Raw genomic sequence first — 14,139 nt, 5'->3', positions numbered from 1 at the left:
CGATCAGCCGTTCGGGGCCGTGGTGGTCGGTGCCGCCGTCGACGGGGCCGGGGTGACCGGTGTCGGTGCGACCGGCTCCTCCACCACGGGCGCCTCACTGGTGACCGGAGCCGAACTGGTGCTCGGTGCCCTGCTGGGGGCCGGAGCCTGCCTGGTGACCGGTGCCGGCTCCGGCTCCGGCGCCTCGCTCGTGGTCGGGGCCGGGGCCTCCGTCGTCGGCTCCGGGATCCCCCTGTCGGGGTTGCCCTCGATCAGCGCCTTCGACGGCAGTGGCTGCTCCGGCGTGCCCTCGAGCACGGTGTTCATGAACTGCTGCCAGATCTCCCCCGGCAGCCCCGACCCGTAGATGATGTTGCCCCGGGCGTTCGTGATGGCCTCGGTGCCCTTCGCCCCGATCCACACTGCGGTGGAGATCGACGGCGTGTACCCCACCATCCAGGCGTCGGAGTTGTCGGTGCGGTCCAGGCCCTGGGTTCCGGTCTTCGCCGCGACCGGCCGGTTGCCGTCCAGCCCGAGCTCCGAGCTCTCGGCCACATCGGTCAACGCGAAGGTGACGTCGTTGGCCACCTCGGGCGAGATCGCCTGCGTGGAGGCGGTCGTCCCCGTGCCCAGCACCGTCCCGGCGCTGTCGGCGACCGAGGCGACGAAGTGCGTCGCGTGGTGCACCCCACCGGCGGCGAAGGTGGCGAAGCCGGCGGCCTGCTGGATCGGCCGGACCGCGTACTCCCCGATGCCGATCGAGCCACCGGTGGTGTTGGTCGTCGGGATGCTGAGCGTCTCGAACCCGGTCAGGTCCTCGGGCACCGTGGGGTCGTCCTGGTTCGGGTCCCACGTCGCCGGGAGACCGGCGATCTCCCGGGCCGTCTCGGCGACCACCTCGGGGCCGACCTCGTAGGCGAGCCCGTAGTACGTGGTGTTCAGCGACCTGGTCATCGCCTCCTTGAGCGTGCAGTTGCCGCACTGCGCGTTCCCGGAGTTCACCACCGGCAGCCCGGGCCGGTCCTCGAACTCCTGCGGCGAGCTGCCGTCGCGACGGGTGCCGACGCTGAAGCCGTTCTCCAGTGCGGCCGCGAGGGTGTACGGCTTGAACGACGAGCCCGGCGGCTTGAGCGCCTGCGCGTAGTCGGTGGTGTCGACAGCCGGGTCCTCGCTGCTGCTCAACGCGTTGCCGTAGTAGGCCAGCACGCCGCCGGTCGCCGGGTCGACCGCGACCAGTGCCTCCTGCAGGTTCTGCGGCTCACCGGCCATCACCTCGTTCACCGCGGCGACCGCGGCGTCCTGCTTGGCCTTGTCCACGGTCGTGGTGATCCGCAGACCGGCGGAGTAGATGTCGTCGCGCGAGTAGCTGAACGGCTGCCGCTCCAGCTCGTCGAGGACCTGGCGCACGATCAGCCCCTGCGGGCCCTCCGGGATGCCGGAGCTGCTGCCGGTGTTGGGCAGCACCGCCGGGTAGGCCGCGGCCTCGCGTGCCGCGGCGTCCAGCCAGCCCTGCTCGACCATCGCGTCCAGGACCGGGCCCCAGCGCTGCTTGGCGCCCTCCGGGTTGGTCTCCGGGTCGTTGGCGCTGGGGTTCCGGATGAGCACGGCGAGCACCGCGCCCTGCTCGGGGGTGAGCTGCGCGGCGGGCACCCCGAAGTAGGTGTTGGCCGCCGCCTCGATGCCGTACGCCCCGCGGCCGAAGTAGATCGTGTTGAGGTAGTTCTCGAGGATCTGCTCCTTCGAGTACTCGTTGTCGAGCTTGACGGCGAGGAAGAGCTCCTTGAACTTCCGGCTGAACGTCTGGTCGGAGGTCAGGAAGGCGTTCTTCACGTACTGCTGGGTGATGGTGGAGCCACCCTGGGTCGAGCCACCGGTCAGGTTGTTCCACGCCGCCCGCACGATCCCGGTGAAGGAGATGCCCGGGTCGGTGTAGAAGGCCCGGTTCTCCGCGGCCAGGATGGCGTTCTGGGCCGGCTCGGAGATCTGCGCCAGGGTGACGTTCGTCCGGTTCTCGTTGCCCAGCCGGGCCATCTCGGTGACGCCGTCGGCGTAGTACACGACCGTCGTCTGGTCGTTCTGCACCGACTCCGGCGTGGGCACCTCGGTCGTGGCGTAGACGACGCCGACGAAGACGCCCAGCAGCACCAGCATGCTCAGGAACAGCCCGGCGAGCACCTTCAGCCAGCGCCGGCGCTTCGGCTTCGCACCCTTCTTCTTGCCACCACCGGGCGGCCGGCTGCTGCCCCCGGGCCGCCGACCGCCCGTCGGCGGCTTCGCCGGGGGACGGCCACCACCGCTGCCGCCACCGGACCGGGCCGCCGGACGCCCCCCACCGTCACGGGCCGCCGTCGTCCGGGCCCGGGCGGCCGGTGGGCGGCGGACCCCGCCGGCACCACTGCCGCCGGAGCCTGCGCGGGCCGGCGGGGGACGGCGGACCGCGCCGCCACCGGGGGTGACGCGGGCGGTCTCGTCGTGGGGAGGCACGCGGTGGGCCCCTTCCTGCAGGTCGTGGGGTGCTCAGGCGCCGAACTGCTCGCGGTGCCTGCGCGCCCAGGGTGGCGTCTTCAGCTGTGTGTCGGCTGGGAGCGCGTCAGCTCAGCCGGGCGGGACGACACCTGGCGGCGGTCCTCGCGTGGTGCGCGTCCCGGCGACCCAGTGCGTGGTCCACCACCGAACGACGTCCGGGCACGGCCGCCAATGTACGCACTGACCAGCGGTTCACGACCTCCTCCACAGGTCGACATGGGACGGATGGGACACCCGTCAACTGGCTGTCCGACTTGCGCGCAGTGCAGCGCTCAGATGTATCGTGCCGATACATCGATCCGGTGAACGCCGGCAGACCAGGAGGTGGCGCCGTGCTCGAGTTCGCCATCCTGGGCCTGCTGCAGCAGTCGCCGATGCACGGTTACGAGCTCCGCAAGGAACTGGCCGCCGTCCTCGGTGGGCTCCGGTCGATCTCCTACGGCTCGCTCTACCCGGCGCTCAAGCGCCTGCAGGCGGCCGGCCTGATCGCCAGCGACGACCCGACCCCGCGGTCCCTGCTGCCCGCCGACGCCCCGGCGCTCACCGGCCGGCGCGGGAAGGTCGTCTACGCGATCACCGCCGAGGGCAAGGAGCGCTTCGCCGACCTGGTCAGCCAGACCGGTCCAGAGGCCTACGACGACGAGGGCCGGTTCGGCGTCCACCTCGCCTTCTTCCGGCACACCGCCGCCGACGTGCGGCTGCGCATCCTGGAGGGCCGCCGGCGCACCGTTGAGCGCCAGCGCGACCGGCTCATGGACTCGCTGCGCCGCACCCAGGAGAAGCTCGACCGCTACACCCTCGAGCTGCAGCGGCACGGCCTGGACTCGGTCGACCGCGAGGTCCGCTGGCTCACCGAGCTCATCGACAGCGAACGCGACGACGCACGCGCCGAAGCGGCCCGGGCGGAGCAGTCGCCCACCCGTACCCCCCCAGCGCAGACGCCCACCCCGCCCCCACCACCGAACGACGTCACCACCTGAGCTGCACCACCTGAACCACTGCACCGCACCCATCGCACACAGTCCGGACCCGGCTCGGGTCCGTCGGAGGGAGTCAGTCCATGGCATCGGTCAAGGTCGCCATCGTCGGCGTCGGCAACTGCGCCGCGTCGCTCGTCCAGGGCGTCGAGTACTACCGGGACGCCGACGAGACCGCGTCGGTCCCCGGCCTCATGCACGTCCGGTTCGGCGACTACCACGTCTCCGACGTCGAGTTCGTCGCCGCGTTCGACGTCGACGCCAAGAAGGTCGGCCGCGACCTCTCCGAGGCGATCGTCGCCAGCGAGAACAACACCATCAAGATCGCCGACGTGCCGCCGCTGGGCGTCACCGTGCAGCGCGGCACCACCCTCGACGGGCTGGGCAAGTACTACCGCGAGATCGTCGAGGAGTCCGACGACGCCCCGGTCGACATGGTCACCGCGCTGCGGGAGTCCGGCGCCGACGTCGTCGTCTGCTACCTCCCGGTGGGCTCGCAGCAGGCAGCGGAGTTCTACGCGCAGGCCGCGATCGACGCCGGCGTCGCCTTCGTCAACGCGCTGCCGGTCTTCATCGCCGGCACCAAGGAGTGGGCGGACAAGTTCACCGCCGCCGGGGTGCCGATCGTCGGCGACGACATCAAGAGCCAGGTCGGCGCCACCATCACCCACCGGGTGCTGGCCAAGCTGTTCGAGGACCGCGGCGTGCAGCTGGACCGCACGATGCAGCTCAACGTCGGCGGCAACATGGACTTCAAGAACATGCTCGAGCGGGAGCGCCTGGAGTCCAAGAAGATCTCCAAGACCCAGTCGGTCACCAGCCAGGTCGACCGGGACATGGGCAAGGGCAACGTGCACATCGGCCCGTCGGACCACGTGCCGTGGCTCTCGGACCGCAAGTGGGCCTACGTCCGCCTGGAGGGCCGCGCGTTCGGCGACGTCCCGCTGAACCTGGAGTACAAGCTCGAGGTCTGGGACTCCCCGAACTCGGCCGGCATCATCATCGACGCCGTCCGGGCCGCGAAGATCGCCCTGGACCGCGGCATCGGCGGGCCGATCCTGTCCGCGTCGTCCTACTTCATGAAGAGCCCGCCGGAGCAGTACAGCGACAGCGAGGCCCGGGACGCCGTCGAGGCCTTCATCCGCGGCGACATCGAGCGCTGACAGCAGGAGCACCGAACGGCCCGCACCCCTCACCGGGTGCGGGCCGTTCCGCGTCCGGGCCCCGGCCCGGCTCCTAGTGTTGGGGCATGCAGCTGCGCCGCCCGCCCCTGGTCGTGCCCTCCCTGCTGGTGGCACTGGCCCTGCTGGCCGGGTGCGGGGACGACGAGACCGTCCAGCGCGTCCCCGGCGACCCGGTGACCACCCAGGAGGCCGAGGTCCTCGGTCAGGTGCTCGCCGCCGACCTCGAGGAGGGCGGCGCCGACTTCGAGGTGACCGCCCCCTACGCCGAGGGCGCCGTCCTCACGCTCACCGGCGAGATCGACTTCGCCGAGGGGATCGGGCGGGCGCAGGCCGTCACCAGCTACGCCGACGGGCGCCCCGAGGACACCCGCACCCTCTTCTTCACCGGTGAGGACCTGTGGCAGGGCGACGTCCCGGGGCTGGCCGAGGCGCTGGAGGAGGCCGGCCTCCCGCCCGCCACCTACGTGCGCCGCCCGATCGCCACCACGCAGGCCGGCGGCACCGCCTCGCTGCTGGACGTGCTGGTCCAGATGGTGCCCAAGCTCGCCGCCCCGACGGCCGACGACCCACGGTCCTTCGCCGGCTACACCTGGGCGGGCAGCCAGTCGATCAACGGGGAGCTGGCCTCGGTCTTCCAGAACCCGACGGGGACGGCGATCGCCGTGGCCGCCGACAGCGAGCTGCTGGTGCAGTACTCCACCACGCTGCAGGACGTCCCCGTCACCATCACCCTGGCCGACCACGGCGAGCGGGACATCACGCTCCCGGCCGACAGCGACACGGTGAGCCTCGCCGAGCACCCGGACCTCGCGGCGGCGCTGGGCCTGTAGCCACGCCGGGCTGGAGACAGAGCAGGAGGGGGCGGCCTCTTCCCCAGGTCGCCCCCTCCTGCGGTCCCCTTCCTACCAGGCCGCGACCGGATCCGGGAGTCGACACGCGGTCATGGCGGCCCAGGAGCCGGTTCAGTTGGCGGAGGGGTCCGCCGGGGCGGTGGAGAGCACGGCCAGCCGGCCCGACTGGCGGCCCAGCACCGACCGCCACAGCTCCGGCCCGGACGCGCCGGTCAGCACGTCGGCGGGGATCCCGGTGACGCAGGCCCAGGCGCCCTCGGCCAGCTCGCCGGCCAGCTGCCCGGCCGACCACCCGGCGTAGCCGGCGAACACCCGCAGACCGCCGATCTCGCCGTCCAGCTCCGCCGGGTCGCTGTCCAGGTCGACCAGGTGCACCGCGCCGGCCACCTCACGGAGCCCGCTGTCGTCCGGCAGCGGCGTGCTGCCCCGGCGGGTGGCCAAGCACAGGGCGGTGTCGGCCTCGCAGGGCCCGCCGACGTGGAAGACGCCCGGCTCCACGGCCAGCTCCGACCACCCCGGCAGCACGTCGCCGATCCGGACCTCGCTGGGCCGGCCGAGCACGACGCCGATGGTGCCGGTGTCGGCGTGGTCCAGGACGTAGACGACCGCCCCGGCGAAGGTGGGGTCGGTCAGGGCCGGCATCGCGACCAGCAGGGAGCCCGGCCGGACGTCGTCCAGCGAGCCGACCGACAGGGCCGGTACGCCGGTACGCCGGCCCCGCCCCGCAGCCTGGCCGGCGGCGGGACGACGTTCGGGGTCGGGTGACGAGGGCACCGGGTTCATCGCCTCCAGTGTGCATCAGGGACGAGCCGGAGGGGTGGCCCATCGGCCTGCCTCCTGACCGCCCGACCTCGGCTGCCGCCCGGCCACCGGCGACGTAGTGTGGCTGGGATGCAGCAGGCGCCCACCACCGTGCGTCATCTGTTGCTGCGCGCCGACTTCCGCCGCCTGCTGGCCACCCGGCTGTCCTCGCAGTTCGGCGACGGCGTCTTCCAGGCCGCGCTGGCCGGCACGGTGCTGTTCAACCCCCAGCAGGCCACCAACCCCATCGACGTCGCGGCCGGGTTCGCCGTGCTGCTGCTGCCGTACTCGCTGGTCGGTCCGTTCGCCGGGGTGTGGCTGGACCGCTGGAGCCGCCGGCAGGTGCTGCTGGTCGCCAACGTGGTCCGCGCGGTCCTCGTGGTCGCGGTCGCTGCGCTCATCCTGGCCGGGATCCAGGGGATCGGGTTCTACGTCGCCGGGCTGCTGGTGTTCTCGGTCAACCGTTTCGTGCTCTCTGCGCTCTCCGCCGGGCTGCCGCACACCACCGACGCACCCTCGCTGGTCTCGGCGAACGCGCTGTCCACGACGTCCGGGGCGGTGGCCGGCGTGCTGGGCGGCGGGGTCGCCATCGGCGCGACCGCGCTCATCGGCTCCGGCAGCGGCGGCTACGCCGGCCTGGCCCTGGCCTCGGCGGTGCCCTACCTGGTGGCCTCCGCCGTCGTCTCCCGCTTCCCGCGCGGCCACCTCGGCCCCGACCACCTCAGCCTGGCCGCCACGGTCAGCGCCCGCGACGTGCTGCACGGGATGGTGGCCGGCGCGCGGCACATGCTGGCGCACCCACCGGCGACGGCCATCCTGTCGGTGATGGCGGTGCACCGGCTGATGTACGGGCTGCTGACCCTCATGACGCTGCTGCTCTACCGCAACTCCTTCGCCGACGACACCGGGCTCTTCCCGGGCGGGCTGGCCGGGCTGGGCCAGGTGCTCGCGGCCGGCGCCGCCGGCACCCTGCTGGCGGCCGCGGTGACGCCGTGGGCGGTGCGCCGGTGGGGCAAGGCCGCCTGGGTGGTCGGGCTGCTGGTGCTCGGCGGCACCGGCCAGCTGGTGCTGGGCGGGCTGTTCCGGCCGGCGGCCATCGTGGCCGCCGTCCTCGTCCTGGGGTTCGTCGCCCAGGGCATCAAGATCTGTGTCGACACCACGCTCCAGGAGGCGGTGGACGACGACTTCCGCGGCCGGGTCTTCTCCGTCTACGACACCCTGTTCAACGCCACCTTCGTGGCGGCGCTGCTGGCCGGGGCGTTCCTGATGCCGGCGTCCGGCGTCAGCTGGGTGCTGCTGGTCGGCATCGCCGCCGGCTACCTGCTCACCGCCGTGGCGTTCAGCCGCTGGGCCCGCGCCGAGGCCCGGCGCACCGACGACGCCCCGCTCGCCCTGCGGGTGTCGCTCACCCCGTAGTCAGCTGCGGCTGCGCCACCAGGCGAGCAGCTCGGCCTCGGCCTCCTCGGGCTCGAGCGGCCCCCGCTCCAGGCGCAGGTCCTTGAGGAAGCGCCAGGCCTCGCCGACCTCGCGGCCCGGCGGGATCTCCAGCAGCTCCATGATCCGGTTGCCGTCCAGGTCCGGCCGCACCCGGGCCAGGTCCTCCAGCTCCGACAGCTCCTGGATCCGCTGCTCCAGCGAGTCGTAGGTCGCCGACAGCGCCGCCGCCCGCCGCCGGTTGCGGGTGGTGCAGTCGGAGCGGACCAGCTTGTGCAGCTGCGGCAGCAGGTCACCGGCGTCAGTGACGTACCGGCGGACGGCGGAGTCGGTCCACTCACCGCGGCCGTACCCGTGGAAGCGCAGGTGCAGGAAGGTCAGCCGGGAGACCGCCTCGACGACGTCCTTCGGGTACTTCAGCGCGAGCAGCCGCTTGCGCACCAGCTTGGCGCCGACGACCTCGTGGTGGTGGAAGGAGACCCGGCCGCGGTCCTCGTGCCGCCGGGTGGCCGGCTTGCCGATGTCGTGCAGCAGCGCCGCCAGCCGCAGCACCAGGTCGGGGGACTGCGCTCCGGGGTCGGCCTTCTCCAGCGCGATCGCCTGGTCCAGCACGGTCAGCGAGTGGACGTAGACGTCCTTGTGCTGGTGGTGCTCGTCGATCTCCATCCGCAGCGCGGACAGCTCGGGCAGGACGACGTCGGCCAGCCCGGTGGAGACGAAGAGGTCCAGCGCCGGGCCGGGGGCGTCGTTGAGCAGCGTGCGGGAGAACTCGTGCTGCACCCGCTCGGCGGTGATCCGGCCGAGCTCGGGGGCGAGGGCGGTCATCGCCTCGACCACCTCGTCGTCCGGGGTCAGCCCCAGTTGGGCGACGAACCGGACCGCCCGCAGCATCCGGAGCGGGTCGTCGGCGAAGGAGTCGACCGCCCGGCCCGGGGTGCGCAGCCGCCGGGCCAGCAGGTCGCCCAGCCCGCCGAAGGGGTCGGTGACCGTGCGGTCGGGGCCCAGCGAGACCGCCATCGCGTTGACGGTGAAGTCGCGCCGGGCCAGGTCGTCGGTGAGCGAGGTGCCCCAGGCGACCTCCGGGTTGCGGGACTCCCGGTCGTAGCGGTCGGCGCGGAAGGTGGTGATCTCCACCCGCTCGCCGCGCACCTCGGCGCCGACGGTGCCGAAGGCGATGCCGGTGTTCCACGTGGAACTGGCCCAGCCCCGGAGCACCTCGAGGGTCTGCTCCGGCCGGGCGTCGGTGGTCAGGTCCAGGTCGCCGGTGGGCAGCGGCCGTCCCGTCCCGGACGCCAGCAGGGCATCGCGCACCGAACCGCCCACGAGGTGCACCTCGTGGCCGGCTGCGGAGAACCGTTCGCCGAGGGCGACCAGCACGGGGGAGACCTCGACGAGCTCGCGCACCGTCTGCTGCACCGCCGCGGGGACGGGCGGGGGTGGTGGGGTCGGGCCGGAGGGGGCGCGACGCGACGGCTCGGTTGACACGACGGTCGAGGGTAGTGCCGTGTCGCGCGCTACCCTGCTGACATGGCTGGGACGGGCGGGCGGCAGCGCCCCGGCCGCCGGCTGCGTCGGGTCGACGAGACCTCGGCGGGAGGGCTGGTGGTCGCAGATGACGAGGTCACCGGGCCGCGCGCCGCGCTGATCGGCCGCACCGACCGCCGCGGTCGCCTGCTTTGGTCGCTGCCCAAGGGGCACATCGAGCAGGGCGAGACCCCGGAGGACACCGCCGTCCGTGAGGTCGCGGAGGAGACCGGCATCATCGGCCAGGTCGTCGCCCCGCTGGGCATCATCGACTTCTGGTTCGTCGCCGACGGCCGCCGCGTGCACAAGACGGTCCACCACTTCCTGCTCCGGGCCACCGGCGGCGCCCTGTCCGACGCCGACGTCGAGGTCACCGAGGTCGCCTGGGTGCCGCTGACCGAGCTCGGCGGGCGTCTGGCCTACGCCGACGAGCGTGCGCTGGTCGAGCGCGCGCCCGGCCTGCTGGCCGACAGCGCGTGACCCGGCGGGCCGCCGGCCGCGCCGGCGGCCGGCAGGTGCTGCTCGGCGCCCTCGTGACCGTGGTCGGCGGGATGCTGGGCGTCCCGGCCGCGTCCGCAGCGCCCGGCGACGCCGGCCGCGCGACCGGCTCGTCGGCCGACCGGCCCCTGGAGCTGACCCTGGACCGGCTGGAGCCGCGCACCGTCACGCCGGGCGCCGCCGTCGAGGTCACCGCCACCCTGCGCAACGACAGCACCGAGACCTATGAGGACCTGGAGGTGCGGCTGCAGCGGGGCGAGGTGCTGACCTCGCGCAGCCGGCTCGCCGCCGACCTCGCCCGGCCCGGTGACCACACCGCGGCGACCACGCCCTTCCTCGAGGTGTCCTCGGACGAGCTCGAGCCAGGGGAGGAGGTCACGTTCACCTACCCCAGCACCGCCGACGGGCTGCAGCTCACCGCCGACGGGGTGTACCCGTTCCTGGTCAACGTCAACGGCACCCGTGCCGACGGGGTCACCGAGCGGGTGGCCGAGCTGTCCACCCACCTCGTCGTCCAGCCGGCGGAGCCGGCCACCCGGACGGGCGTGGCGTGGCTCTGGCCGATCACCGACCGCCCGCACCGGGACGCCACCGGCGCCTTCACCGACGACGCGCTCGCCGCCCAGGTGGCCGAGGGCGGCCGGCTGGACCGGGTCCTGGAGACCGTGGAGCAGCTGCCGCGCACCACGGCTCCGACGCCGGCGGAGACCGAGCCCGTCGTGCCGGTGACCCTCGCCGTCGACCCGGCGCTGCTCGAGGAGCTGTCGGCCATGGCCGCCGGCCCCTACCTGGTGGACGGCGAGGAGGGCACCGGCACCGCCGACGCGGCCGCACTCCTCGAGCGACTGCGCCGACTGGCCGCCGACCACGACGTGGTGGCCCTGCCGTACGCCGACGCCGACGCCGACGCCCTGGTCGCGGCCGGCCGGCCGGATGCGCTCCTCCGCACGTTGCCCGGTGAGGGCACCGCCCGCCAGCCCGGCACCGCAGACGGGGCCCTGGTCCCGGCGCCCGCGGCCGGCCCGTCCGGGGAGACCGGCGCCGGGGCCGCGATCGTGGAGGAGGTGCTCGGCGTGGAGCCGCGCACCGACCTGGCCTGGCCGGCCGGTGGCACCGTCGACGAGGCCACCCTGGCCACCCTGGTCGACGGCGGGGTCGGCACCGTGGTGCTGGCCGAGGACGGGCTGACCGGCGGCAGCCGGGCGGTGGGGGACGACGGCGACCCGGCCGTCGCCCGCGGCGACCTGACGACCGACGGCGGGCCGGTCACCACGCTGGTCGCCGACGGGGAACTGGCCGAGGCCGTCGAGGCCGCGACCCTCCAGCCGGGGGCGGGGCGACTGGTCGAACAGCGCCACCTGGCCGAGCTCGCGGCGCTGCACGCCCAGCAGGCCGACGGCGTCGGCTCCACCGTGCTCGTCGCCCCACCCCGCTGGGTCGACCCGGACCCGGGCACCGTGGCCGCGATGATGACCGACACGTACACCCAACCGTGGCTGGTCCCGTTCTCGGTGGCCGCAGCGGCCGACGGCCCGGCCGCCGACGTCGGGGAGCTGACCGGCACCGACCCGGACGTCCGGCTGCCGGCCGCGACGATGGCCGGGATCGTGGAGACCTCGCGGGTGCGGGACGACTTCGCCGCCGCCGTGGTCGGCGACGCCGACGCGGCGCTCGCCGGGTACGACGCGGCGATCGCCCGGGCGGCGTCCGCGCAGTGGCGCGGCCAGCCGGCGGCGTCCCAGGCCGCGGTCACCGACCTGCGGGACACGGTCGCCCGCCTGCGGGAGCAGGTCACGCTGGTCACCCCGGCGGACGGGACCTACACCCTCGCCTCCAGTGACGCCCCGCTCGTGCTCACCGTGCGCAACGACCTGCCCTTCGCCGTCGAGGTCCGGCTGGACCTCCAGGCCCGCAGCAACGTCCAGCTCACCACCGAGGACATCGGCGTGCAGACGCTGGGGCCGGAGTCGCTCACCCAGATCGAGGTGCCCGCCGACGTCCAACAGTCCGGCGGGTTCACCGTCACCGCACGGCTGACCACGCCCACCGAGGTCCCGCTGGGCGAGCCGGTGCAGCTGCAGGTGCGGAGCACCGCGTACGGCCCGGTCACCCTGGCGATCACCCTCGGCGCCGCCGCGCTGCTGGCCCTGCTCTTCCTCCGCCGGGCGGTGCGCTTCGTGCTGCGCCGCCGGCGCGGCGAGCCGGCCCCCACCGCGGACGAGGCGGTCGGCCTGCCGCCCACCCGGAGCCCGGTGTGAGCGGCGGCCCACCGGCCGGGTCGGAGGACCAGCGCACCGGCTCATCCGACGCGCGGCCCCGGACGCCCGCACCGCTGCCCCCGCCTCCGTACCGCGGGGCACAGCCCAGTCCGCCGCCCACTCCGACCACCGCCGTCCCGGGGCCGGTGGTCGGCAACCAGCCCGAGACCCTGGCCCCGTCGCTCTCCCCGCGACCGTTGCCACCGCCACCCGCCGGCTACCCGGCGGCGCGGCCGACGGGGAACCGTCCGGCCGACGCCGCCCGCCGGCGTGCCGTGCTGCCCCCGGTGCCGCCACCGGCGCGGCCCCGGCGCTTCGTGCCCGGCCCGGACGACACCCAGCTCATCCCGGTCATCCCGGCGGTGCCGCGCTACCTCGAGGACGAGCCGGAGGACCCCGAGGTCCGCCAGGGTCGCTCCGGTGGCAGCGGCGGCATCCTGCGCGCGGCCGGGACGATGGCCGTGGCGAGCCTGGTCTCCCGGCTGACCGGCTTCCTGCGCACCGTGGTGCTCACCGCCGCCCTGGGCTTCGGCCTGGTCGGCAACGCCTACACCGTGGCCAACACGCTGCCCAACATCGTCTACGAGCTGCTGCTCGGCGGGGTGCTCACCTCGGTCGTCGTCCCGCTGCTGGTCAGCGCGCAGGAGCGGGACGCCGACGGGGGCGTGCGGTACACCCAGCGGCTGCTCACCCTGGCCACCGTCGGCCTGGCCGCGCTCACCGTCGTGGCCGTGCTCGCGGCACCCGCGCTGACCTGGCTGATGGGCATCCGGGACACCCCGGACAACGAGGGCCAGGTCGAGCTGGCCAACTGGCTGGCCCGGATCCTGCTGGTGGAGATCGTGTTCTACGGGATCGGTGCGCTGGCGACGGCGGTGCTCAACTCCCGACAGGTGTTCGGGCCACCGGCCTGGGCGCCGGTGCTGAACAACGTCGTGGTCATCGCCACCGGCGCGGTGTTCCTGCTGGCGGCCGGGCCGGGCGACCTGACGCCGCTCACCATCACCGCCTTCCAGGTCTGGCTGCTGGGCATCGGCACCACGCTGGGCATCGCCGTGCAGGCGTTCGTGCTGCTTCCGCTGCTGGGCCGGCACGGGGTGCCGCTGCGGCCGCGGTGGGGGCTGCGGGGCACCGGGCTGGGCGAGGCCGGCACGCTCGGGCTCTGGGTGATCGGCTACGTGCTGGTCAGCCAGGTCGGTGTCGTCGTCGCCAGCATCGTGGCCAACGCCGCCGCCGACGCCGGTGGCCTCGGCCCCTTCGCGTTCGCCAACGCCAGCCTGCTGTTCCAGATGCCCTACGGGATCATCGGCGTCGCGCTGCTGACCGCCCTCCTGCCCCGGATGAGCCGGGCGGCCGCCCGGCACGACATGGACGGCGTCGTCGCCGACCTCTCACTGGGCACCCGACTGTCGGCGACCGGCCTGCTGCCGGTGACCGCCCTGCTGGTGGTCCTGGGCCCCGCCGTGGGCATCGTGGCCTTCGCCCGCGGGAACGCCGACGTCGACGACGCCCGCGGGGTGGGCGTCGCCCTCGCGGTGGGTGCGTTCGGCCTGCTCCCGATGGCGGTGACGCTGCTCCAGCTCCGGGTGTTCTACGCCATGAAGGACGCCCGGACCCCCACGCTCATCCAGGTGGCGATGGTCGCCGTCCGGGTGCCGCTGATGCTGCTCGTGCCGGTGCTGGTCGAGCCGGAGCACGTCGTGGCCGGGCTGATGATCGCCACGAGCGCCACCTACGTGGCCGGCTGGGTGGTGGGCGCGATCGCCCTGGAGCGCAAGCTCGGGGTGCGGGCCAGCGCCGAGGCAGGCACCACGGTGCTGCGGATGGCCGCGGTCTCGGCCGTCGCCGGGGCCCTCGGCTGGGCCGCCGTGTCGCTCGCGGGCAGGTCACTGGGCACCTCGGTGCCGGGCTCGCTCGGGACGGTCGTCCTCGGTACCGTGGTCATCGGCAGCGCGGTCGTCGCGGGTGCCGTGATGGCCGGTGTCCCGGAGCTCCGCGGATTACTGGCCGGGGTCCGGGCTCGACTCGGGCGCTCACGGTGACCAGGCGGTCTCGGGCCAGAACCGGGGGCGCCGTTCCCGGCCGTGAACGAGCAGGGGGTCGGCAG

General features: G+C 74.2%; 10 protein-coding genes. 7 read left to right on the top strand and 3 right to left on the bottom strand.

Translation table 11 applies throughout. From position 1 onward, the window contains the following. Positions 1 to 3 precede the first annotated feature (3 nt). Positions 4 to 2,463 carry a transglycosylase domain-containing protein gene (locus O2W53_RS16410; RefSeq protein WP_269164124.1) on the bottom strand — a complete coding sequence of 820 codons (2,460 nt, stop codon included), beginning with the start codon at positions 2,461 to 2,463 and terminating at the stop codon, positions 4 to 6. Positions 2,464 to 2,837: 374 nt separating this feature from the next. On the opposite strand from O2W53_RS16410, the gene O2W53_RS16405 reads away from it, so the two are divergent. The 3 genes from O2W53_RS16405 (at position 2,838) to O2W53_RS16395 (ending at position 5,496) form a co-directional block, all read left to right on the top strand. Continuing rightward, on the top strand, positions 2,838 to 3,485 hold the full coding sequence (locus tag O2W53_RS16405) for a PadR family transcriptional regulator (protein WP_269164123.1): 648 nt from the start codon (positions 2,838 to 2,840) through the stop codon (positions 3,483 to 3,485). An 80-nt stretch (positions 3,486 to 3,565) separates the two neighbouring features. Next, complete coding sequence (locus O2W53_RS16400; RefSeq protein ID WP_269164122.1) at positions 3,566 to 4,645, top strand: inositol-3-phosphate synthase; 1,080 nt, start codon at positions 3,566 to 3,568, stop codon at positions 4,643 to 4,645. Between the two features lie 86 nt (positions 4,646 to 4,731). After that, on the top strand, positions 4,732 to 5,496 hold the full coding sequence (locus tag O2W53_RS16395; RefSeq protein WP_269164121.1) for a hypothetical protein: 765 nt from the start codon (positions 4,732 to 4,734) through the stop codon (positions 5,494 to 5,496). A gap of 132 nt (positions 5,497 to 5,628) precedes the next feature. Here the strand turns inward: O2W53_RS16395 and O2W53_RS16390 are convergent, their stop codons facing one another. Next, positions 5,629 to 6,300, bottom strand: a complete 672-nt coding sequence (locus O2W53_RS16390; RefSeq protein ID WP_269164120.1) for a YqgE/AlgH family protein — start codon at positions 6,298 to 6,300, stop codon at positions 5,629 to 5,631. Positions 6,301 to 6,408: 108 nt separating this feature from the next. Between O2W53_RS16390 and O2W53_RS16385 the strand changes: the two genes are divergently transcribed. After that, positions 6,409 to 7,734 (top strand): MFS transporter, encoded by a 1,326-nt coding sequence (locus O2W53_RS16385; protein WP_269164119.1) that lies wholly within the window; start codon positions 6,409 to 6,411, stop codon positions 7,732 to 7,734. Here O2W53_RS16385 and O2W53_RS16380 read toward each other — a convergent pair whose 3' ends face one another. Continuing rightward, complete coding sequence (locus O2W53_RS16380; protein WP_269164118.1) at positions 7,735 to 9,237, bottom strand: CCA tRNA nucleotidyltransferase; 1,503 nt, start codon at positions 9,235 to 9,237, stop codon at positions 7,735 to 7,737. Between the two features lie 42 nt (positions 9,238 to 9,279). Here O2W53_RS16380 and O2W53_RS16375 point away from each other — a divergent pair, with 42 nt between their 5' ends. The 3 genes from O2W53_RS16375 to murJ all read left to right on the top strand — a co-directional run bounded on the left by O2W53_RS16375 (position 9,280) and on the right by murJ (position 14,074). Continuing rightward, a complete protein-coding gene (locus O2W53_RS16375; RefSeq protein WP_036333049.1) occupies positions 9,280 to 9,756 on the top strand; it encodes an NUDIX hydrolase in 477 nt (158 codons plus the stop codon). Further along, positions 9,753 to 12,032 (top strand): DUF6049 family protein, encoded by a 2,280-nt coding sequence (locus O2W53_RS16370; protein WP_269164117.1) that lies wholly within the window; start codon positions 9,753 to 9,755, stop codon positions 12,030 to 12,032. The genes O2W53_RS16375 and O2W53_RS16370 overlap by 4 nt, the downstream gene beginning before the upstream one ends. Before the next feature lie 146 nt (positions 12,033 to 12,178). After that, a complete protein-coding gene (gene murJ, locus O2W53_RS16365) occupies positions 12,179 to 14,074 on the top strand; it encodes a murein biosynthesis integral membrane protein MurJ (RefSeq protein ID WP_269164116.1) in 1,896 nt (631 codons plus the stop codon). The last annotated feature ends 65 nt before the right edge of the window (positions 14,075 to 14,139 follow it).

The sequence above is a fragment of the Modestobacter sp. VKM Ac-2978 genome, assembly GCF_026968025.1.
Lineage (GTDB): Bacteria > Actinomycetota > Actinomycetes > Mycobacteriales > Geodermatophilaceae > Modestobacter.
The sequence above is the reverse complement of the archived record's forward strand: the minus strand, read 5'-3'. Positions and strand labels throughout refer to the sequence as shown.